Below are 23,111 nucleotides of genomic sequence, written 5' to 3' on the forward strand. Positions count from 1 at the left end.
ATTACCGCTATGGTAAGAATTTCGGAGCGGCTTTTGTCGCTTCGATTCCTGAGCTGTCCCGCGCCATTTGGTGCGGGATATTTTTTTAGGACGCTAATTTTCTGAATACCTCAGCAATATTCTGAACCATCACCACTTCAATCTTAAAATTAGCGGCCTCCACCGCTTTCGAATTGTTCTTGGAAACAAATATCTTCTTGAACCCTAATTTCTCTGCTTCCGAAATTCGACTCTCAATCCTATTCACAGCTCTTACTTCTCCTCCTAAACCTATCTCCCCAGCAAAACAAATGTCAGAACTCACGACCTTTTCTTCATAAGAAGAGACAATTGAAACTGCAATACTCAAATCCAAAGCGGGATCATCAATTTTTAGCCCCCCAGCTATATTCAAGAATACGTCCTGATTACCCAAACGAAGGCCTCCTCTTTTCTCTAATACAGCTAGGAGCATATTAAGCCGTTTGGCATCGTAGCCAGTAGTACTTCGTTGAGGTGTGCCATAAGCTGAAGCGCTGACCAACGCTTGAGTCTCAATGAGCAGAGGGCGATTGCCTTCGATCGATGCTCCAATAGTCACCCCACTGAGTTCGCTGTCCTTGTGCGCGATCAAAATCTCCGACGGATTAGAAACCTGACGCATGCCAGTACCAGACATTTCATAAATACCCAATTCAGAAGTCGATCCAAATCTATTCTTGATCGTTCTCAGGATTCTATAACTCAGATGGCGATCTCCTTCAAACTGGAGTACGGTATCCACCATATGCTCCAAAACCTTGGGCCCGGCTATAGTACCCTCTTTTGTAATATGACCGATAAGAAATACAGGTACATTTGAGGTCTTTGCAAACTGAAGGAGCTCTGCCGTGCATTCGCGAACTTGGCTCACACTTCCAGCGGAGCTATCTACTTTAGATGAAAACAACGTCTGAATAGAATCTATGATAAGAATTTCTGGATTGACCTGCTTGATCTGCTGAAAGATATTGTTCAGGGAGGTTTCTGAAAGGAGCAAACAATTGTCTGACTTTGCCTGCATACGCTCTGCGCGCATTTTTATCTGCTGGGGACTCTCCTCTCCTGACACATATAATATTTTCTTATTAGGTAGGCCAAGAGCTACTTGTAAAAAAAGAGTAGATTTTCCTATACCTGGTTCTCCTCCTATCAGCACCAAAGATCCAGGCACAATACCTCCACCCAATACACGATTCAATTCTTCGTCAATTGTCTTGAATCTGACGCTATCCTCTGCCTTTATTTCTTGAATAGACACGGCCTGATTCGGTCTTGCATTTTTATCCTCCTCGGTCCAAATCTTCGTATTGCTCGTTGTTTGAGTCACCACCTCTTCTACATAAGAATTCCATTCACCACACGATGGACATTTACCTACCCACTTTGGAGATTGAGCTCCACAATTCTGACAAAAAAAAGCTGTTTTAGTTTTAGCCATAGACACTGAAGTTTGAAGCGACAATTTAAATTGAATTTCAAAAAGAAATTGCGTTTTTAACCCAATGACTTTTCTCATAAAATTAGACTTGCTGCCTTACGTCAAATCACATACTTTTGCTCTTATTTTTAATAATTCTAAATAAGAGTATTCATGCGATCAGTGGCACAGCTTAGACCAGGCGAGAAAGGAATTGTAAACAATTTTACCAATGAATATATCTCTTTGAAATTATTAGAAATGGGTGTACTCCCTGGCACAGAAGTAGAAATGAAATTTTCTGCTCCACTGGGAGACCCGATCTGCATTCGTGTTTCTGGCTATGATTTGTCTTTAAGGTTAGAAGAGGCGGCAACCATTACTTTATCTTAATAACCCATGAGCAACGCTTTGTTAAATGTCGCCCTGATTGGCAATCCAAACGCAGGTAAAACTTCCATTTTTAATTTGCTCACTGGGATGAACCAAAAGGTGGGTAACTTTCCTGGTGTTACTATGGATAAAGTCAGCGGTACGTTCCGACAAAATGGGACTGTGGCTAATGTGATAGACTTACCAGGGACCTATAGTATTTATCCTCGCTCCATGGATGAGCGGGTAGTATTTGATGTGCTTAGCGACAAAAAAGCACATGACTTCCCTGATAAAATCGTTGTCATTGCAGATGCGTCTAACCTTGAAAGAAATCTCCTACTATTTACGGAAATTCAAGACCTAGGCCTGCCTACTATACTGGTATTATCCATGCTTGACGTAGCCAATAGAAGTGGACTGAATATAGATCTTAGTGCTTTGGAGGAACAATTCAATACCACTGTCTTAACTATAAATGGTAGAACTGGCGAAGGCATTCAAGAACTGAAAGGAGTTTTGTTAGAAGATGTACCTGCATCGAAAAAACTGTTCTACGATATCAATGAGCTGTCTCCAGAGATCATACCAGTTATTAAGGAGAAATTTGAGCTCGATAATGACTATGTAGCGTATCAATACGCGCAACAAACTTATAGTAAAACTTTTTTGAGCAATGACGAAAAGCAATTTATTGCTGACGAGAAAATAAAGTACAATTTTTGTGACCGTCAGTTTCAAACCACTGAAACTGTTGAACGCTACAAAATCATCCGTGAGAAACTCTCACACATTGTAACAAAAACCAACCTAGAAACTACTGCCACTCGCAATCAAAAAATAGATAAAATATTGACCCACAAAGTCTATGGTTACCTCATATTCTTTGTGATTCTCTTCGCCTTGTTTCAGTCCATTTTTGCATGGGCTGAACCCTTTATGGATTACATCGATTTCGGCTTTGCCAAATTGAGTAGTTGGGCCAAAACTTATTTGCCATCCGGGGTTCTTACTGATCTTATTGCGGAAGGGATTATTCCCGGCCTTGGTGGCGTGGTTATATTCATTCCTCAGATTGCTCTTCTTTTCTGTTTCATCGCGATCCTTGAAGAATCTGGTTATATGGCTCGTGTGGTTTTTCTAATGGACAAAATCATGAGAAAATTTGGGCTCAATGGAAAGAGTGTTGTTCCCTTGATCTCTGGTGTAGCTTGTGCCATCCCTGCGATTATGGCCGCTAGAAATATCGAAAGTTGGAAAGACCGTATCATAACCATCTTTGTAACTCCATTTATGAGTTGCTCGGCCAGACTCCCTGTCTATGCTATTTTAATCGCCTTGGTTATCCCTAATGAATATCTCTTTGGCTTTTTAAGTGTACAGGGACTGGCCTTGATGGCGCTATATCTTATCGGTTTTTTTGGCGCCATTTTTTCTGCCCTGTTGATGAAAAAGATTCTAAAGGTAAAAGAGCAGAGCTATTTCATTATGGAGTTGCCGATTTATCGCTGGCCGAAATGGAAAAATGTTTGGATCACGATTTTTTCAAAAAGCAAAACTTTTGTATTTGAGGCGGGTAAAATCATTCTTGCCATTTCTATTATCCTTTGGGTACTGGCCTCATACGGCCCAGGAGAAAATTTCACTCAGGCGGATCAAAAAATAATGGAAAAGTATCCGGAGTTAAGTGTTGATTCTCCAGAATATGATGATGCCCTGAACGCACATAAACTAGAATATTCTTATGCTGGTTTATTAGGTAAATCTATAGAACCAGCCATTCGCCCACTGGGTTATGATTGGAAAATTGGAATAGCACTGATTACTTCTTTTGCGGCAAGAGAAGTTTTTGTTGGTACCATAGCTACTATATACAGTGTAGGCTCCGAAGCAGAAGACGAGTCCACCATCAAGGACAAATTAAGGGCGGAAATCAATCCCTACACAGGTCAGCCGATGTACTCCATTGCGCTAGGTGTATCCTTAATGCTGTTTTATGCGTTTGCCATGCAATGCATGAGTACGCTGGCAGTCGTTTATAGAGAAACTAAATCCTGGAAATGGCCTGTTCTTCAGTTGATCTATATGTCAGCAGTTGCTTATATTTTTGCGTTAATCGCCTATCAATTATTAAGCTAATACATGACTGACCATCCTGGAAATTACTATGAATCTCGCCTTGAAGAATTAAGACAAAAGTCCGTAGGGCTTGAACAGAATGAGACTCGTCTGTCCTGGATTAGAGTACTCATTTTTTGTGCTTTTATAGTAGCTGCAGTGTATTTTGCCAATGTCAGGGAAATACAATTGATGATTTTAAGTGTTCTGTTGTTTGTACCTGTTTTTGGTTGGATCATTCAAAAACACAATAAGTTCAAGTTTGCCTTAGCCCAGCATCAGTTTTTAGTTGCTATCAATGAAAACGAGCTCAAGAGGGTTTCAGGTAAATTTTCAGACCTAGACGACGGTATAGAATACCTCGACACCCACCATTCCTATGCTCCGGATTTGGATTTATTTGGCTCTAATTCCCTTTACCAACTTTTAGTTAGAAGTAAACTGTCTGGTACTCGGGAAATCATCAAAAATTGGTTGCTTGCTAAATCTTCAAAACCTGAAATAGAAGAACGACAACAGGCTGTTCAAGAACTATCAGAGGATACCTCCTGGAGACAGAATTTAACTGCCTATGGCTATCATGGGGATCAGCGAAATGCTCAATACACGAATGTCGTTGTTTCATTGGTTCAGTGGATCGACGAAAATCTGCGACTCATAGACAATTCCTTTTGGCGTATCATGCGATATTTGATGCCGACAATTTCAGTTAGTATATTATTCGGCATCAATATACTAGGTTGGCCCTACCAGTGGATTTATTTGCCAATACTAATAAACCTCGGGCTGCTGTCCGTCATTTTCAAGCCTCTTATGGAAGTGACTAATGAGTTTGGCAACATCTCCTCGTTTCTAAAAGGCTACGAAAAAGTAATCACTGAAATTGAGCAAAAGAATTTTCAATCTCCACTATTGCAGAAGCTGCATAAGCAGCTAAGAACAGATGAAGACAGTGCATCAAACGCAATCAAATCTCTTCGCAGAATTTTAATGTTTTTATTGAGTCGAGCGAATGTTTTATACCTACCGTTCAACGTTCTATTTTTATTAGATGTCAATTGGTTGTCTATGGCGATCAGTTGGAAAAAGAAAAATATAAGTCAGGTAGAAAAATGGTTTGATGCGGTTCATCAGATTGATGCGTTGAGCGATATCAGTTCCTACTCATTTTCTAATCCTCACTTTTGCTATCCGAAAATATCTACGGAAAACCATTTACTCATTGTAAAAGAAATGGGTCACCCACTCATAAAACCTGAGCAACGAATATGCAATGATTTCAGTCTCTCGGGAATTGGCAAGTTAGGGCTTGTTACCGGATCCAACATGTCTGGGAAAAGCACTTTTCTTCGTACGATTGGAGTTAACCTAGTATTGGCTCAAATGGGAGCGCCTGTGTGTGCCAAAAAATTCGAATGTTCGTTGGTGCAAGTCTTTACAAGTATGCGAACACAAGACAATCTAGAAGAAAACGTTAGTTCATTTTACGCCGAACTGCAACGATTAAAAAATCTATTGGACCTGTTGAAAAAAGACGAGCCTATATTCTATATGCTTGACGAAATACTGAAGGGCACCAATTCGGAAGACCGACACAAAGGGGCACTTTCATTGATTGATCAATTGATTAACGAAAACTGTCGTGGACTCATCTCAACGCATGACATTCAGCTGTCTTCTCTGGCTCAAGAACATGCCAATATTCAAAACATGAGTTTCAACAGTACCATCATCAATGATGAAATCAAATTCGACTACAAACTGTCGTTTGAGCCTTGCAATAGTTTCAACGCAAGCAAGTTGATGGAAAAGATGGGTATCATCAAAAAATAAGAATCGCTTCAAGGATTGAACAGCCCTGTTTAGTTTTGCGCCACACAAGCAAAAAGATAGATGAGTTTCGATCCGAATGTAAAAATTGGTGTTCTCGGTGGTGGTCAGCTGGGAAGAATGATGATTCAATCAGCCATTGACATTAATCTGGAAATTAAATCAATGGATCCCGATCCCAATGCACCATGTAAATCTATTGCTTCAGAATTTGTGAATGGCGACATTCGTGATTTCGATCAAGTAATGGCCTTTGGAGATTCTTGCGACATTATTACAGTGGAAATCGAGAATGTAAATATTGAAGCGCTCGAAGCACTAGAAAAAAAAGGCAAGCAAGTTTACCCTCAACCGCATGCATTAAAGACCATCAAAGATAAAGGCCTTCAAAAGCAGTTTTATCTAGACCATGGCATAGCTACATCGAAATTCGTTTTAACCAATTCATTTGAAGACATCCATCAAAACAAGCATTTGCTTCCTGGCGTGCATAAACTAAGAACGGAAGGTTATGACGGGCGAGGCGTACAGGTGATCAAAACAGAAGCCGATATTCCTAAAGGATTTGACAAGCCTTCCTTAATTGAAAAATTTGTGGATTATGACCGGGAAATTTCTGTAATCGTTGCACGTAATGCAAAAGGTGAAATGACTACCTACCCCGTAGTAGAATTGGAATATCATCCGGAAGCCAATCTAGTAGAATTTCTTTTTGCCCCTTCGAGTTTGTCAGAAGACATTAAAATCAAAGCGCGAGAAATGGCCAAGAAGGTTATTTCCTCTCTAGACATGGTGGGCCTATTAGCAGTGGAGATGTTCGCCACCAAAGATGGCGAGGTCATCGTGAACGAATGCGCACCACGAACACACAATAGTGGTCATCAAACCATTGAGGGTAATGTTACTTCGCAATTCGAGCAGCACATTAGAGCAATTTTAAATCTCCCACTGGGAGACACCTCTATTATAGGTGCCTCCGTAATGATAAATTTGCTAGGTGAGGAAGGATATACTGGGGTTGCTCAATATGAGGGTTTAGAAGAAGCCTTGGAGATTGAAGGGCTTCATGTACATTTGTACGGTAAAAAACTGACAAAACCTTTCAGAAAAATGGGACATGTAACTCTGGTTGGTGACAGTTTAGAAAGTTTAAAGACTATAGCACGATCAGTGAAACAATCAATCAAAATCAAAGCATAAATGACACCATCAGTAGGAATTATCATGGGTAGCAAAAGCGACCTGAATATTATGAATCAGGCAGCCGAAGTTTTGCAACAATTAGGTGTAGACTATGAGCTGACTATTGTTTCTGCTCATCGAACCCCACATCGAATGGTTGAATATGCGGAAAACGCCAGGTCAAGGGGCCTCAAAGTAATTATTGCAGGTGCAGGCGGAGCTGCCCATTTACCTGGCATGGTCGCTTCTATAACTACATTGCCTGTGATAGGAGTGCCTGTAAAGTCTAGCAACTCTATAGATGGTTGGGATTCTGTGCTTTCGATTCTTCAAATGCCTGGCGGTGTTCCTGTAGCTACTGTAGCCCTTGATGGTGCTAAAAATGCCGGTATTTTAGCTGCACAAATAATTGGCAGTCATGATGAGGTGGTTGCCGACAAATTAGCACAATACAAAGTTGAGATGCGCGAAAAAGTAGAAGATTCTATCCGTAGCTTATAAAATCTCTTCATATTTTTGAGAAAGAAACAATAAAGCTGATCTTAACCGTTTAGTTTTTAGTATTTCTAAAATTAGAAATATTAGTATATTGCCATTCAGCGTGGCAAAAAGTGTAGAATAAATAAAATTTGTGCAACTTATCAGATCTGTCTTGACAAAATATACACGGTATTTTAACACCATTTTTTATGGGTTGATTGCCATACTGTTTTCCATGTGCAATGCAGGGGAATTAGATTTCGATGACATTGAAGTTCCGACCTATACGCCATTGGTAGTTGCCCCCATCGGTCAAACTTCCTATACTATAGAGAATCTTATCGAAAAATTGAAAGACTCCACTTTAATCATAACGGAAGATAATTCTAATTTGATTTTTGTTTCTTATAGAGATACTACTCTATTTGATGATTATTTGTCCATTATTGAATTAGAAGATGTAACTAACTCTGACGCCATTGATGCTGGACTTGACCCAATACCAGGGTCACCCGGCCCCCAAGACGTTGTCATTCCAACCCAAGATTTGTCTTTTGAATATACATCACCTAACAACGAAGAATTGGATTCGGTAAAATACACAGCAGGCACAATAACCCTAGATATTCAGAATGGCTATGCTTCAGTATTAGAATATGAGCTAACTCTAAACGACATTGTAAATTTGGACACTGGAGATCCAATGGTAATATCAGGCACGCTACCAGCTAGTGGCAGTGATAATGTAAGTCAGCAGCTGACCAATCACAAAACGCTCATTGAGCAAATCTCAAATACCAATATCTTCACAGGCGATTTTGATGGGGTTTTAAAAGTCAAAACCGGTGATTTCATAAATGGAACAGAAATCATCAATTACACATTGACAATCACAAACGCCGAGTTCAGTGAAATATACGGGTGGTTTGGAGATAAGACGATTGATCTTGCTGATCAAAGCATAAATATTGACTTTTTTGAAGGCATTTCTGAAAATGGATTAGTCTTCAATAATCCTCAGCTTAATTTTTATATTAACAATGCATTCGGTGTTCCAATGGGATTGAACTTTGAAAATATATCCACTTCAAATGCAGATGGATCATCGGTTAGTTTATCAGGAACGATCACAGACTCTCCACAATTCGTACGTGCACCAAGTACCAGTCAGGTAGGTTCTATAGCAACTTCTGTTATCAACATAGATGAAAGTAATTCTAACATGAGGGACTTACTCGCTATATCACCAAACCAATTTAATATTTCTCTTTCTGGTGAAGCCAACTATACGAATGAAGATGGAAGTGACCGAAATTTTGTGACGGCTACAAGCGAAGTTGAAGTAGTCACTGAGATTAATCTACCTCTGAATGTGAAGCTTACTGATGTAACTCGTGATTTTCCTACTGGCATAGAGGGTTTCGACTTTGAAGAAGCAGATACTATCAGACTCGTATTAAATACAGTCAACCAATTACCCTTTGACGGAGTAATTGATATGCAGTTTTTAGCTGCAGACTCTTCTGTTTTATTTGAAATCACAGATATTCTGTTTTTCAATTCTGCAGAAGTACCATCATCTGGTAAAATTGAAGAGCCTGTAACAAATTCCGCAATAGTTAAAATACACAAAGGTGAGAATGGTGGTTATCAGGAACTACTCGATGCAAGTGTACTCAATCTATTAACTCATATTACAAGCTATAAAGCCAGCGAAGATAATTTCGTGAAAATATTTTCCGATTATGAGCTGCTAATTCAAGTAGGAACTGAAGCAAACATTAGTCATGAGTTATAATTTAATATCACGTTTTCTACTAGCCCTAGCCTTTTGTCTTGTAAGTACCAAAATGGTACATGCCCAATCTGGTATTTCCTTATATCACTTGACCAACAGCACATTTCAGGGGAATAATTTCAATCCAGCCTTTTTCCCTGAAGGAAAAACATTTGTCGGATTACCTGTAATATCCGGGATCTCAATTGATTACAATGGTCCTGTTAGTTATGAGGATGCTATTACAACCAACGAATTAGGTGAAAGAGAATGGGATATTGACAATTTTGTCAACAACGCCAAAAAAAGGAATTACGTGAGCATGGAAGCAGATATTTCTACGCTTCACGTCGCTTGGAGAAAATCTCCCACCCAAGGATATTCAATATTTATTAGGGAAAGAGTTGGTGCCAGAGGTTTTTATGGTGAAAACGTGGTAAAAACGGCTTGGCGTGGAAACACCGCCATCGTAGGTGACGAAATTGACCTGAGTAGAACAGCACTAGATGTCAGGTATTACAGAGAATATGGATTTGGTGTGTGGAAAAGCATTCCAAATAGAGCCATAAATATCGGTGTGCGCGTTAAGTTTCTTAATGGTATGATCAGCGCAGTAACTGATAACAAATTCGACGGTTCTGTAGGGTTTGAAGAAAACACATACAATGCAAACTTCGATCTTCAGGGAGCTACCGTAAATACTTCAGGGCTTAATTTAATAGATAGTGATGATCTCACCTCTCATATGATCAGCAATGGAAATTTAGGAGCAGGAATTGACATAGGCGCGCATTGGAAAATCAACAAAGAATTGTCAGCAGCTGTTTCAGTTAATGATCTTGGCTTTATTCATTGGAAAGTTGATCCTGAAAACTATCTGCTTGCAGACACTACTTTTAGATTCACAGGGATCGACCTAGCTGATGTAAGCAATTTTGAAGATGCGTATCTGGATACATTAAAAAACGCACTCCAGGATACTACACTTTATAGAGCATATACCACAGGACTCAATACAACTTCTTATGCCAGTTTAATGTATCAATTGACACCTAATGATAGATTTACTGGTACCATTGCTGCGCATATCGTTCGCGGAAATTTCCGAATGATCTATTCTGCTGCCTATACTAGAAAAGTCGGTCGAGCACTAAATGTATCTGCCAATGTATCAAGAATACCTCAGCAAGGAATAGATCTTGGACTAGCTGCAGCAGTTAATTTTGGATCTTGTCAAATCTATATGGCATCAGATAAACTACTGAGGGTCTGGGATGTTACAAAAATTGACGCTGTGGACTTTCGATTTGGATTTAACCTTGTATTTAATGGGAAAGGGAAATCTCCTAAGGATGACAACAGCGACTTGATGCACCCATCACCTTACAGCAAAAAAGAGAAAGTTGAAAAGAGTGATGGAATCTACTGGATAATTAGAAAACAAAAGCCACGACCCGTTTACGAAAAGTCCAATTTCAAGGATTATTAATTCACGCCAACTGCGAATTGCTCCATATCGTCAAGCGTGATTTTGCCTTCATAAAACGCTTTACCAAAAATCACCCCGTAAACACCAATATCATTTAATCTTTTGATATCGTCTACGTTTCTAATACCACCACTAGCAAATAGGCAAAGATTAGGGAACTTTTCGATGACTTCTTGATACAAATCAAATGAAGGTCCTTCCATAGCCCCTTCTCTCGAGATATCCGTAGTCTTAAGATACTTGAGTCCTCTAGAGTAGAAATAATCAATATGCTCGAACGTATCAAGCTTTGTTCCTTTTTGCCAACCTCCTACACGTATAAGGCCATCAAGAGTGTCTGCGCCCAGGGCAATTTTTTCACGGCCATATGACATCATCCATGAAGTAAACAGTTCAGGATTATAAACCGCTATTGTAGCTGAAGTTATACTTTCAGCGCCATACTCAAATGATTTAGTTACATCGCCGTCGGTATGAATACCGCCAGAAAAATTGATAGCTATATCCGAATAGCCAGACATCATCTCAAGAATATGATAGTTTACAGGTGTACCTTTTTTTGCACCATCCAAATCAATAAGGTGTAATCGATTGATCCCATGATCCTCGAATTGACGGGCAAGGTCTATCGGACTTTCGTTATAGATTTTTCCGGAAGAATAATCGCCTCTGGTCAGTCTGGTTACTTTGCCATCCTTAATTGAAATCGAAGGAACTAAAAGCATATATTTAATGGGTTACAGGTAAACAAATAAAACTAATGTAGAATTACATCAGCGAATTTGCGCTTTAAACTATTGTTAATTCTACAGGCAATGGGAAAAAGTCCATCAAACCACCACAATTAGGAAATGGGCGGATACACAATATAACGAAATTAGTCCATTTTTACAAGCTTAAAACCTTGTCCATGAACCGTAAGAATATGTACGGATTCCTCTTCCTTTAGATACTTTCTGAGTTTAGCGATATAGACATCCATGCTCCTTGCATTAAAATAACTATCATCCTTCCATATAGCCATCAATGCAACACTTCGATCCAACGTCTCATTCATGTGATCACAAAACAGCTTTAGCAATTCATTTTCCCTTGAGGTTAATTTAATCTCTCCTGACGGCCTTTCAAGTACACTTTTATCATAACGAAAAAGCATTGAACCCAACTCATAAGACGTTTTATTCAACTTTCCATTGCCTTTATTATTCGTTCTTTTTAATATGACCTGTATGCGAAGTAAGAGCTCTTCCATACTGAAAGGCTTCGTCAAATAATCGTCAGCGCCCAACTTGAGGCCTTCGATGGTATCCTCTTTCATAGACTTTGCCGTGAGAAAAATCAGCGGAGCCTGCTTGTCCATGGCACGAATATCTCGAGCTAGAGAAAAGCCATCTTTTTTGGGCATCATTACATCTAGAATACAGAAATCAAAATCTCCTTCTTGAAAAGCCCTGAAACCCGCTTCCCCGTCCTGGCACAAAACGGTTTCATATCCCTTAAGTTGAAGATATTCATTAAGAATTTGTCCCAAATTAGGGTCGTCTTCCACAAGTAGAATTTTGACTTTACTCATATCACTCTTTATTTAGTTGGTAAGGAAGAAACACAGTAAACTCACTTCCTTTTTTCAGCTCGCTTTTCACTTGAATATTACCTCCATGTGCCTCCACCATGTTCTTTACATAAGCTAGTCCAAGACCAAATCCTTTTACGTCATGCAGATTGCCTGTAGGTATTCTATAAAACTTTTCAAAAATCTTGTTAACTACTTCTTTCGACATGCCAATACCTTTATCAATGATCTTAATCATTATGCCTTTGGCATGATCAATGGTCATGATTTTGATGGCTGGTTTATCCGCAGAATATTTATTCGCATTATCCAATAGGTTGTACACGATATTGGTCAAGTGCATTTGATCAGCAGTAATCGTCTGATTGATCGCCAGTAAATCCGTTGATATCTGCCCTCCTTTACTTGTTACCTGAATTTGAATATTGGCCAGAGCCTTTTCTATAATCTCGTGTACGTTGACCTGTTCCAGCTTTAGCTTGAAATCATTCCGCTCTATCACCGCCATTTGAAGAACTTTTTCGACCTGAAGTCCCAAACGTTTATTCTCATCATGTATAATACCCAGGTACCTTTCACTAAGCCCTTCAGTATTTCTAATTTGATCATCACGAAGTGCTTCACAGGCCAATGAAACCGTTGATATCGGGGTTTTAAACTCGTGGGTCATGTTATTGATGAAATCACTTTTTATCTCCGAAAGTTTCTTTTGTCTGAAAATCGTATGAATGGCAAAAGAGAAGCAAACCAGAATGATTACGATAAAAATTAAAGAAGACACTAGTGTCACCCATATTTTACCCAATAAATAAGTCTGCTGATCTGGAAACCTAACTACCAAATAGCCTGCAGCACCCATGATATCGTTTGGGAAAAGACTGGCTCTTAAATCGGATGATTGTAATTCAGATCTGCTGTCAGCAATTTGCTCAATGGTGAATCTTTCTTCCAGCGGATCAAATATGCCAAAGTCAAATGGTAGTTCTATTCCTCGATCCTGCAGACTACTCTTTAGTAACGAATCTGCCTCTTGAGCATCAATTCTGCTATTCAAAGACTTAACCCCTGCAAACAATTCATGCATGGCCAATTGAACATACTCACTTTTCTTGGCAATTCGCTTTAATCTTTTCTGATATTCAATGTTGTTGGTAATAATTGAATCGACTTCACCTTCTTTGATGAAAATCTCTTCATCCGAATCATCCGATGGAGTTTCAGTTAATGTAATCGAAACATTTTTAAGTTTTGGATCATTTTTCTCTGAATCAAAATAGAAACTCAACCACTCAGGGCGTCTACTAGAGTCTTTGGCATAATCCTGTACCTGAATGACTTTCTTTTCAAATGTGCTCTCTATCAACTCATATTGATTAGAGTCGCTTTCCGATGGGCTCTTAAATGCAAAATTGGTGTGAAAGTTATCCACCGCGACTATCATGGCTTCTTTCTTCTCCAACTTTTGAGCAACAGAAGTTAAAGCGTCTTGCACATCCCTTTTGAATGCTTCCTCATTAGCACTAATAATACTCTCAATCCAATAGACTTGAAATACCACAAGGCCCACGAGCGCCAATCCCATGGCCAAAATCAACCCTCTAATAGCCAATTTATTCATGTCTCAAATTTACGTTTTTGGAGAAGCAACGATCTCTATTTAACCAATTTTAACTATTTGAATTATTTATCCAGCAGTTGGATCAATTGAGTCAATTGAGTGATTTCAGATGTAACCTCCTCTTGATGACTATTCTTTGCCGGATTGAAATAGACCTGATCCATTCCAAAATCACGAGCACCTTTGATGTCTGTCCCAAGGTTGTCACCAATCATCAATGAGTCTTCTAAAACTGCTCCGGTATGCTTTATTGCATAATGGTAAATCCCAGCACTCGGTTTTTTATGTCCCGCCTTTTCTGATGTAATGATTTTATCAAAATATTGATCCAAGCCTGAGTGTTCCATTTTTATGGATTGAATCTCTTCAAAACCATTCGTGATGATATGTAGATCAAACTGATCTCTACAAAAGTCCAGTACCTCAAAGGCTCCATCAATTACTTTTTTCTTTTTGGAACATTCCACTAGAAAATTGGCATTCATGTCTACCAGCAAATCCTCTTTTACACTCCTCATATTGGCATTGGCGGCCTCCAGTACAATACGAAAGCGGTTATTTCTTAGATAGAATTTATCAATTTTACCTGTATCCAAATCCGCCCATAGTTTCGCATTTTCATGAAAAAAAACATCTCGAAATGTAACTTCATCCTGCACCCCATACTTGCCCAGATCGTACCTATGATATAAATCGAAAAGTGTTTCAGACGCATTAGCGTCCCAGTCCCATAAGGTATGGTCCAGGTCAAAGAACAAATATTTGTATGACTTCAATATTGAAATGGTTTTTTGTTGATGGATAACTCTCTATTCGAGTGAAGGACTTTGAGCGTTTCTAAATCCTTTTGGAGTTGCTGATCCTTGTTGAGAAACTTAAAAATTTGAGACACCATGCCCATAACCTCCTCCTTGATTTGATAAAACACCCATTGATCTTTCTTTCTGGAATTCAACAAACCGGCATGTTTTAAATAAGTGATATGTCTTGAAGTTTTCGTCTGTGTAAAATCCAATACATGCTCTATATCCGAAATGCTTAATTCGTTTTCATTGAACAACAAAAACATAATTCGCACTCTTGCCTCTTCTGAGAACGACTTGAAAATTTGCGAACCAAACTGAAGATTAAAATGCTTTAGCTGCATGGGTTCTGTAGTTTAGAGATTTATAGTGACCAAACCATCCAATAAGGATTGCTGAATAATTGTTTAGTTTTGTAAGCATAGAAAACCAACACGTGCAAATTAGCATTAAATAAAGAAAAAGAATCAGTGAAGCACATTTTAGCAGCTCTCTTCGGTATCATATTCATGTCCTATGCCTTTGTTTCATTTGGGCAAACGGATCAAAGAATCATTCAGTTTTCTGGAATCGTGGTAGGTGAAGACAGTACATCCGGAGTGCCTGGAGTGCACATTTTCGTGCCTAAAGGAGGAAGAGGAACTACTTCCAATCCGTATGGCTACTTCTCCATGCCTGTGCTTGAAAATGATAGTCTGATTATCAGTGCAGTTGGTTATGAAAAAATGCACTTGATTATTCCTGAAGGAGGAAATGACAACTATACGGTAATTGTAGAATTGTTGCCTGACACCACCTTCTTGCCAGAGCTTGAAGTCTATCCATTCCCTACAGAAGAACTTCTAAAAGAAGCAATTCTTGCTATGCAAGTGCCTTATCAATATCAATATAAAAATATGCAACAAAGTCTGGATCAGGCCATGTTGAATAAAATGTATAGGAATCTTCCTATGAATGCTGGTAACAACTACAACTACTATGTAAACCAGCAAATGCTCACTTACAATGCTAGGTTCCAGACTACTTCTGTGCCTCTGCTCAATCCTTTTGCCTGGGGTGAATTTATCAAATCACTCAAACGCAACAAGAACAAAAAGTAGTAAAAGAGAAAAGGGACAAAAAATGCCCCTTTTCATCAACCAACCGTAAACTATTATCTTTAATCTTCGAGCTGATAAACTATAGCAGTACTTGATTCCATAATCAAATTGCTTTGCCCGATGAGTACTCTCAGCTTCTGACTACTGGCTTCATGCATTGGAGTCATTTCTCCAGTCAGAACGAGATTGAAGTTTTTATCAAAGATTTGAACTGGAACGGGACAAGCCACACATTCGCCAACTGTTAAATCTTCGGTATCTACTATTTCCAAGATCTCTGTCTTGGCACTTTGTTCTACTTTTTCATTTTTATCTTCTGTGTTGGCATGGAGAGTGAAGCTGAATGCCACCAGAGAGAGTGCGAGTAAATAGGTGTGCGTTTTCATGAGTAATATATTTTGAGTAATTGACCTTGCCACTTTAATAACCAATCCAATGCCAACTATTGTTATCGTCTGATTAACAGCTATTTATGAATTTGTAGATTGACACGCAGATAGTGACACTGTTCGCTTATGTACAAAAAATGGGTCAAACCTGTACATAAAACCTTTTTTTGCCTACCGACGTAGTTAATTTTTTCTTTGGATACTGTGATGGCTTTTTGCTTTCAATTATCTTGTTGGGTGCAACAAATAGCGCTTTTCATGAATGAAAAACTAGACATCGACAACCTGCCAACCCTCACAGAAATGTTGTACCACTGGGAACAGGTGAAGCCCGACGAGGTTTTTCTTCGGCAGCCTACTGGAGATCAATGGACCACCTATACCTGGGCGGAATCAATTGATCAAATTCGTAGGATGGCGAATTATCTGATAGAATTGAACCTTCCTCTACTAAGCAAGATCGCCATTGTATCAAAGAATTGTGCACATTGGATACTCGCTGATCAGGCCATTACGATGGCAGGACATGTCTCTGTACCCTTGTACCCCAACCTGACCGCCGATCAGCTCAACGAGATACTAATCCACTCTGAATCGAAAGTGCTATTTACAGGAAAGCTCGAAGACTGGGATACAATGAAAGATGGGGTTCCTAAGGATATGCATGGTATTGCTTTGCCACTGAGTACCGAAACAGCTTATGAAAAATGGGATGAAATCATGGAGCGAACACCTCCATTGAAAGAAAATCCTATCCCCAAATCAGAGGATATGGTGGCGATCCTCTACACCTCTGGGACTACTGGTACTCCCAAAGGAGTTATGCTACATCATAATAACTACAAGTTGGCTGTTCGTGCCGTGCAAAAAGTACTTTCCGTGATAGACAAACCACACCGGTTTTTTTCATACCTACCGCTATGCCATGTGGCCGAACGTGGAGTGGTTGAGACTTGCGGAATTTACTCGGGAGGCTCTATATCTTTTGTTGAGTCCCTGGATACATTTGTGCAAAACCTACAGGACACACAGCCTACCATCTTTTTTGGCGTCCCCAGGATTTGGACAAAATTTCAACACGGAGTCTTAGCCAAAATCTCCCAGAAAAAACTGGACTTCCTACTCAGAGTACCTCTTCTTAGTGGATTGATCAAAAACAAAATCAAGAAAGGACTGGGCCTAAGCCAAGCAGAAATATTGGTTACCGCAGCTGCTCCTTGTCCTCGATCCTTGCACGAATGGTACCAAAAAATGGACCTTTCCCTCCTGGAACTCTATGGCATGACAGAAAATCATGGCATCTGTACGATCATACCACTGGATGCGATGCAGATGGGTTCTGTAGGAACTGCTTATCCTGATATGGATATTAGAATAGATGCAGATACCGGCGAAATATTGATGAAAGCAGATTGGGTCATGTCTGGATACTTCAAGGAACCCGAGCTGTCTGCTCAAGTATTGGCTGATGACTACCTCCACACCGGAGATATGGGCGAGCTGGATGCAAAAGGCTATCTGACCATTACTGGAAGAATAAAAGACACATTTAAAACCGCAAAAGGAAAATTCGTAGTACCAGGGCCAATCGAATGGGGATTTGCTCTCAATACCGATGTCGAACAAATCTGTGTATTGGGTAGAAGCTTGCCACAGCCTATTGCTTTAATTGTACTTTCGGAAATCGGCCTGAGCAAGTCTCAGGAAGATGTACTCCATGGATTGAAAGAAACCATCTCGCAAGTGGTGCAAAATTTGGTGGACTACGAAAAAATCAAAAAAGCGATTATAGTAAAGGAACCTTGGAGTATTGAGAACGGAATTTTGACTCCTACTATGAAAATTAAACGCAACGTACTTGAGCATCGTTATACAGAAAAACTAGAAGAATGGTACAGTCATCCAGAAACCATCATTTGGGAACAAATGTCTACTGCATGATCTCTTTCTTCTTTGTAGTTTTGCCTTTGTAGTTTTGCGATAAATAATGGGCTTGCGATGAATGTAGTGCGGAATAAAGAAACAGAATTTATAGACTTGGGATTGATTGATTATCAAGAGGCTTGGGATTACCAAACCAAATTGTTCGATCAAACCGTTGCACTCAAAATTGAAAACCGGAAAAAAGAAGAAACCGATCAAACGATAACTCCTAATTATCTGATCTTCTGCTCACACCCTCATGTCTACACATTAGGGAAGTCTGGTGATCAAGCTAACCTTTTGCTAGACGAAAAAGGGCTGGAAGAGAAACATGCCACCTTCTATAAAATCAATCGCGGTGGTGACATCACCTATCATGGACCAGGCCAGATTGTAGGTTACCCCATTCTGGATTTAGATAATTTTTTTACTGACATTCATAAGTACCTCAGGTTGCTTGAAGAAGCGATCATTCTCACGTTGGCGGATTATGGGATAGCAGCGGGTAGAATCGATGGATTGACGGGGGTTTGGATAGATATTGACAACCCTGCAAAAGCTCGTAAAATTTGTGCTATGGGTGTGAAATCCAGCCGATGGGTGACAATGCACGGCTTTGCCTTCAACGTAATGACCGATCTGAATTATTTCCAGAATATCATCCCCTGTGGCATTGATGATAAAGCGGTGACTTCATTGGAATTTGAGTTAGGCGAAAAGCCGGATATGAATGAAGTGCAAGAAAGATTAAAAGGACATTTAGCGGATTTGTTTGAGTTAGATCTAATCGATTCTTAAAGCACAATCTTACCCAACTTATCCATTACCTCCACTTTGTAGTTTCTTCCTACAGGTATACTTTCATTATTGAGTTCGATCTCACTGGCTGAGTAGCTTTCTATCTTCGGTATGTTGATGATAAAAGAGCGGTGTACTCTGATAAAATGATTGGCTGGTAGTTTGGTCTCTAGCACACTGATTTTTTGGTGAGTGACCACCTCTTTTTCAGCTGTCTTTATTTTCACGTAGTCCTTGATGCTTTCTATATACAAGATGTCTTTCAAGCACACACGTATCATTTTCTTATCACATTTGAAAAAGATAAAATCATCGCCTTCCGCATTAGTAGAAACCTCTACTTCTTTGGAGTGATTCAGTGCCTTAGAAACGGCCTTCATGAATCTATCAAATGATATTGGTTTGAGCAAATAATCTAACACTTCCAATTCGAAGCCTTCCAAAGCATACTCTCTATAAGCTGTAGTAAAAATTACCTTCGGAGGATTGGTAAGTGTTTTCAAGAATTCTATACCTGTCAATTTTGGCATTTGAATGTCCAGAAAAATGAGGTCCACTGGTTCGCCAGACTGGATATAGTCAAACGCTTTGATGGCATTTCTAAACTTGCCCACCAGCTCTAATGAATCAATTTTATCTACATAAGATTCTATGACCTCAATAGCCAAAGGCTCGTCATCTACTATTATACATTTCATGCCGTTTTCCTAAAGTTTATTTCCATCATTACGGTAAAAGTCTTGGCGCCGTCAATAATATCCAATCGATAGTCGTCTCTATACAACAGATCCAGTCTTCGCTTCACGTTTTTCAATCCAATACCATGTTCATGGTCATCCAGTCGCTGGGTTTCACTTTTACTATTTTCAATGCTCAGCTTTAACTTATTTTCAATTATTGATAAATCCAGATATACCCAAGATTTATCTAGCTCCTCATTCACTCCATGTTTGAAACTATTTTCCAGAAATGGTAAGATAATCATAGGTGCCACATAGACTCCAGTAGTCTCTCCAGTGATCATAGCCTTGATATCCAAGTTATCGCCATGTCGCATTCTTTCTATTTCGATGTAATTTTTAATGAAATTCAATTCATTATCCAAAGGTACTTTTGGGGCGTTGCATTCATAGAGCATATAGTTGATCAGTTCTGAAAGCTTCAGCACCATCTCGGGCGCATGGTCCGATTTTTTTAGCGTAAGCGCATAGAGATTGTTCAGCGTATTGAAGAGAAAATGAGGATGGATCTGAGTCTTTAAGAATTTTAATTCAGCCTCTAGCTTTTCGTGAGCCAGAATCTGCTTGTCCTGCTGGTTGACATACCAATGCTTCAAAATCTTAATTGTTGTGGCGAGAAAAACCACAGGATAGATCTGAACTATGCCTTTAAAAATTTTGAACATTTGTAGCACCGGCTCATTCAGGTACTTTGGATAGTATAACGGGTATTCCACATAAAATGTAATCAATCGATAGAGCGTACCCCCAGTTAGCGCTGAGGCAATTAGCAAAAAAGCAAATGATACCCACTTCCCTTTAAGCACGTACTTAGGTAAAAGCACATAAATGGTATAGTAGGTAATGATAATTTTTACAGGCAGATAAATCAATTGGTCTATAAAAGCCAACTCCCACTCTCCTTTATAGCTTCCCCACAAAGCAGCATGAAATACGACATAGCTGAACCAAAATATAATATGGCTAAACAGTCTATTTTTAAACAAATCTCTTATTCTGGCTTCAATACTTCCCATTGCAACAAATATACGGTTTCAATTAGTGTTTATAATGATTTGACTACATACGACTAATTGCAGCGTTCGAATGGTTAATATTCATCAATAAAGTACATCCATTGGTAGATATTGGCCAATTAGCCTCCGATATCGACCATTAGTCACATAGCGTCAACTTTAGCATCCAATCCCGTTAATTTTGTAGACTCAACGAACTACTAATGATCTATCGACTGACTGCTCTATTGATGTGTAGCCTTGCTACACTCTGTTTTGGCGGTAATAATAAGACTGGCAACAATCAAAACTTTCAACTCCCAATTGAAAGAATTGATGCTGAGGTAAAACTCGATGGTCAGCTCGAAGAATCATTTTGGGCCGAATTGACCCCTTCATCCGATTTTATCAATAAATGGCCTCAAGATACTGGATTAGCTAAAGCAAAAACGACAGTTAGGCTTGCGTACGACGCTAATTTCCTCTATGTATCAGCGGTGTGCTACCAAGACATGGACGAGTTAGTAATTCAATCCCTAAAAAGAGATAATACTGGTGCCTTCTGGGATAGTGACGGATTCAGCATTCTCCTGGATCCAATCAATACGAAAACGAACGGCTATTTATTTGGAGTGAATGCTGGCGGGGCTCAGGTTGAAGCCACTTTAACAGCCCGAGGAAGCTCTACTAATATGGACTCCAATTGGGACAACAAATGGTTTTCTTCTGTAAGCAAACACGAAGATCACTGGACGGTTGAAATGGCTATACCTTTTAAAACCTTGAGATATAACCAACACAATAAAAACTGGGGAATCAATTTGGTGAGAAACGACATGAAAAGAAATGTCTACTCTACCTGGGCTCATGTTCCAATTGAATTCGATGGCATAGAGCTGGGGTATTTTGGTACGCTAAACTGGGATACACCTCCGGCCAAAACCAAAGGAAACATGGCATTGATTCCATACCTCTCAACTGCGCGCTCCAAGGACCACGAAGAGGGAGAACCGGTTGAAAATGATTTGGGCGTAGGGGTAGATGCGAAGATTGCGTTGACTTCTTCCCTCAATTTGGATCTGACCGTAAATCCTGATTTTTCTAATGTGGACGTCGACCAACAAGTAACCAACGTATCTCGATTCAGCGTATTTTTCCCAGAGAAAAGAGGCTTCTTCTTGGAGAATAGTGACCTATTCTCCGATTTTGGCACATGGGCAGTTCGTCCTTTCTTCTCTCGACGGATTGGAATAGATGAAGACAATGAACCCGTACCAGTCGCTTTTGGCGCAAGAATTTCGGGTAATTTAACCGATGGCATGCGTATCGGAATCATGGATGTGCATACTAAAGCTTCAGGAGATCTTAGTCCCACCAACTATTTTGTAGGAAGTGTCCAGCAAAGATTTTTTAAACGATCTTCGGTAAAAGTGCTCTTTAACAATAAAGAAGACTTTCCAGAAAGCGAACTTACGGAAAGAACCTATAATAGAACCGGAGGCGCGGAGTTCAACTATGTTTCAGAAAGCGGTCAACTGAACGCCTCATTGAAAACTCATTGGTCTACTACTGAGGAAAAATTGAGCAACAATCAGTTCATAGCTCTCAATGGCACATATCGCGGTGAGAATGTTAGAGCGGGGTTTAGCTATAGCAAAGTAGATGAAAATTACATCGCCGAAATGGGATTCACTCCAAGACTTAAACATTACGATGCGGAACTTGATACTACGATTAGGATCGGCTATCAATCCATAAATCCCTGGCTTGGCTATGTGTGGAATGGAAATGATGAAACTACTTTTAGGTCTAGCGAAATATTCACCTGGACCGTATTGGAATACAACTCGGAGGGAGAATTAATGAGTAGAAGAACATCTCTCAACGGAGGAGGAATTTTTCAAAACAACTCAAGGTTTTGGCTAGGTATCATGAACCGGTCGGTCACACTTCAGGTACCCGCTGATCTAATCGGAGGTGACACCCCGCTACCTGTAGATCAATATGATTTTACCATTTTCAATACCAGTTTTTCTACCAATCAACTGAAAAAGGTTTTTTCAGAAACCGAATTCAATTTCGGAGGTTTCTTCAATGGTACAAGAATAGAATTTGGTCAAGAAGTAAGCCTCAGAGCCCAACCTTGGGGAGTCTTCAGTATCAACTATCGGATGAATAAAATTCAGCTACCTGAAGACTATGGAGAAACTACCCTTCATTTGCTTGGCCCAAAAGCTGAGATAAGCTTAAGAAACAATATGTGGTGGACTACTTTTTTGCAATACAATACCCAAGACGAAAATTTCAACATTAACAGTCGCTTGCAGTGGAGATACAAGCCCATGTCAGATTTCTTTCTTGTTTATTCCGACAATTACGCCACTACGGACTTTAAAACAAAAAACCGAGGTCTGGTATTTAAGCTTACCTATTGGCTGAGTATTTAATGACTTTATTATTTCAATTCAAAGAAATTGGCTTACTTA

20 protein-coding genes are annotated in these 23,111 nt (G+C 39.5%); 11 read left to right on the plus strand and 9 right to left on the minus strand.

Going from position 1 to position 23,111, the window contains the following annotated elements:
* Positions 1–85: 85 nt before the first annotated feature.
* Complete coding sequence (gene radA / locus R8N23_RS20490; RefSeq protein WP_318173475.1) at positions 86–1,459, minus strand: DNA repair protein RadA; 1,374 nt, start codon at positions 1,457–1,459, stop codon at positions 86–88.
* 153 nt (positions 1,460–1,612) lie between these two features.
* Between radA and R8N23_RS20495 the strand changes: the two genes are divergently transcribed.
* From R8N23_RS20495 to R8N23_RS20525, 7 genes are all read left to right on the plus strand, one after another.
* Positions 1,613–1,831 carry a FeoA family protein gene (locus tag R8N23_RS20495; protein ID WP_318173476.1) on the plus strand — a complete coding sequence of 73 codons (219 nt, stop codon included), beginning with the start codon at positions 1,613–1,615 and terminating at the stop codon, positions 1,829–1,831.
* 6 nt (positions 1,832–1,837) lie between these two features.
* On the plus strand, positions 1,838–3,949 hold the full coding sequence (gene feoB / locus R8N23_RS20500) for a ferrous iron transport protein B (protein WP_318173477.1): 2,112 nt from the start codon (positions 1,838–1,840) through the stop codon (positions 3,947–3,949).
* A gap of 3 nt (positions 3,950–3,952) precedes the next feature.
* Complete coding sequence (locus R8N23_RS20505) at positions 3,953–5,761, plus strand: MutS-related protein (protein WP_318173478.1); 1,809 nt, start codon at positions 3,953–3,955, stop codon at positions 5,759–5,761.
* Between the two features lie 60 nt (positions 5,762–5,821).
* Positions 5,822–6,958, plus strand: a complete 1,137-nt coding sequence (locus tag R8N23_RS20510) for a 5-(carboxyamino)imidazole ribonucleotide synthase (RefSeq protein WP_318173479.1) — start codon at positions 5,822–5,824, stop codon at positions 6,956–6,958.
* Positions 6,959–7,441, plus strand: coding sequence for a 5-(carboxyamino)imidazole ribonucleotide mutase (gene purE, locus R8N23_RS20515; RefSeq protein ID WP_318173480.1), 483 nt, complete (start codon positions 6,959–6,961; stop codon positions 7,439–7,441).
* A 151-nt stretch (positions 7,442–7,592) separates the two neighbouring features.
* On the plus strand, positions 7,593–9,218 hold the full coding sequence (locus R8N23_RS20520) for a hypothetical protein (RefSeq protein WP_318173481.1): 1,626 nt from the start codon (positions 7,593–7,595) through the stop codon (positions 9,216–9,218).
* Positions 9,208–10,686 (plus strand): DUF5723 family protein, encoded by a 1,479-nt coding sequence (locus R8N23_RS20525; RefSeq protein ID WP_318173482.1) that lies wholly within the window; start codon positions 9,208–9,210, stop codon positions 10,684–10,686. Before R8N23_RS20520 ends, R8N23_RS20525 begins: the two co-directional genes overlap by 11 nt.
* Here the strand turns inward: R8N23_RS20525 and R8N23_RS20530 are convergent.
* The 5 genes from R8N23_RS20530 to R8N23_RS20550 form a co-directional block, all read right to left on the minus strand.
* Positions 10,683–11,411 (minus strand): 1-(5-phosphoribosyl)-5-[(5-phosphoribosylamino)methylideneamino] imidazole-4-carboxamide isomerase, encoded by a 729-nt coding sequence (locus R8N23_RS20530; RefSeq protein WP_318173483.1) that lies wholly within the window; start codon positions 11,409–11,411, stop codon positions 10,683–10,685. The two genes, R8N23_RS20525 and R8N23_RS20530, sit on opposite strands and share 4 nt — an antisense overlap.
* A gap of 152 nt (positions 11,412–11,563) precedes the next feature.
* Positions 11,564–12,259: a response regulator transcription factor gene (locus tag R8N23_RS20535; protein WP_318173484.1), complete on the minus strand. Its 696-nt coding sequence runs from the start codon at positions 12,257–12,259 to the stop codon at positions 11,564–11,566.
* 1 nt (position 12,260) lies between these two features.
* On the minus strand, positions 12,261–13,877 hold the full coding sequence (locus R8N23_RS20540) for a HAMP domain-containing sensor histidine kinase (protein ID WP_318173485.1): 1,617 nt from the start codon (positions 13,875–13,877) through the stop codon (positions 12,261–12,263).
* Positions 13,878–13,939: 62 nt separating this feature from the next.
* On the minus strand, positions 13,940–14,653 hold the full coding sequence (locus R8N23_RS20545; protein ID WP_318173486.1) for a YjjG family noncanonical pyrimidine nucleotidase: 714 nt from the start codon (positions 14,651–14,653) through the stop codon (positions 13,940–13,942).
* Positions 14,650–15,024, minus strand: a complete 375-nt coding sequence (locus R8N23_RS20550) for a metalloregulator ArsR/SmtB family transcription factor (protein WP_318173487.1) — start codon at positions 15,022–15,024, stop codon at positions 14,650–14,652. The genes R8N23_RS20545 and R8N23_RS20550 overlap by 4 nt, the downstream gene beginning before the upstream one ends.
* 126 nt (positions 15,025–15,150) lie before the next feature.
* Here R8N23_RS20550 and R8N23_RS20555 point away from each other — a divergent pair, with 126 nt between their 5' ends.
* Positions 15,151–15,780 carry a carboxypeptidase-like regulatory domain-containing protein gene (locus tag R8N23_RS20555; protein ID WP_318173488.1) on the plus strand — a complete coding sequence of 210 codons (630 nt, stop codon included), beginning with the start codon at positions 15,151–15,153 and terminating at the stop codon, positions 15,778–15,780.
* A gap of 59 nt (positions 15,781–15,839) precedes the next feature.
* Here R8N23_RS20555 and R8N23_RS20560 read toward each other — a convergent pair whose 3' ends face one another.
* Entirely contained in the window at positions 15,840–16,166 is a 327-nt protein-coding gene (locus tag R8N23_RS20560) for a hypothetical protein (protein WP_318173489.1), read from the minus strand.
* A gap of 261 nt (positions 16,167–16,427) precedes the next feature.
* On the opposite strand from R8N23_RS20560, the gene R8N23_RS20565 reads away from it, so the two are divergent.
* Both R8N23_RS20565 and lipB read left to right on the plus strand, forming a co-directional pair.
* Positions 16,428–18,110: an AMP-binding protein gene (locus R8N23_RS20565; protein WP_318173490.1), complete on the plus strand. Its 1,683-nt coding sequence runs from the start codon at positions 16,428–16,430 to the stop codon at positions 18,108–18,110.
* 57 nt (positions 18,111–18,167) lie between these two features.
* Entirely contained in the window at positions 18,168–18,890 is a 723-nt protein-coding gene (lipB, locus tag R8N23_RS20570) for a lipoyl(octanoyl) transferase LipB (protein WP_318173491.1), read from the plus strand.
* Here lipB and R8N23_RS20575 read toward each other — a convergent pair.
* Both R8N23_RS20575 and R8N23_RS20580 read right to left on the minus strand, forming a co-directional pair.
* Positions 18,887–19,588, minus strand: a complete 702-nt coding sequence (locus R8N23_RS20575; protein WP_318173492.1) for a LytTR family DNA-binding domain-containing protein — start codon at positions 19,586–19,588, stop codon at positions 18,887–18,889. The genes lipB and R8N23_RS20575 overlap by 4 nt on opposite strands.
* Positions 19,585–20,646: a sensor histidine kinase gene (locus R8N23_RS20580; RefSeq protein ID WP_318173493.1), complete on the minus strand. Its 1,062-nt coding sequence runs from the start codon at positions 20,644–20,646 to the stop codon at positions 19,585–19,587. Before R8N23_RS20580 ends, R8N23_RS20575 begins: the two co-directional genes overlap by 4 nt.
* A 203-nt stretch (positions 20,647–20,849) precedes the next feature.
* Between R8N23_RS20580 and R8N23_RS20585 the strand changes: the two genes are divergently transcribed.
* Positions 20,850–23,072 (plus strand): DUF5916 domain-containing protein, encoded by a 2,223-nt coding sequence (locus tag R8N23_RS20585; protein ID WP_318173494.1) that lies wholly within the window; start codon positions 20,850–20,852, stop codon positions 23,070–23,072.
* Positions 23,073–23,111 lie beyond the last annotated feature (39 nt).

The organism is Reichenbachiella sp. (assembly GCF_033344935.1).
Taxonomy (GTDB): Bacteria; Bacteroidota; Bacteroidia; order Cytophagales; family Cyclobacteriaceae; genus Reichenbachiella.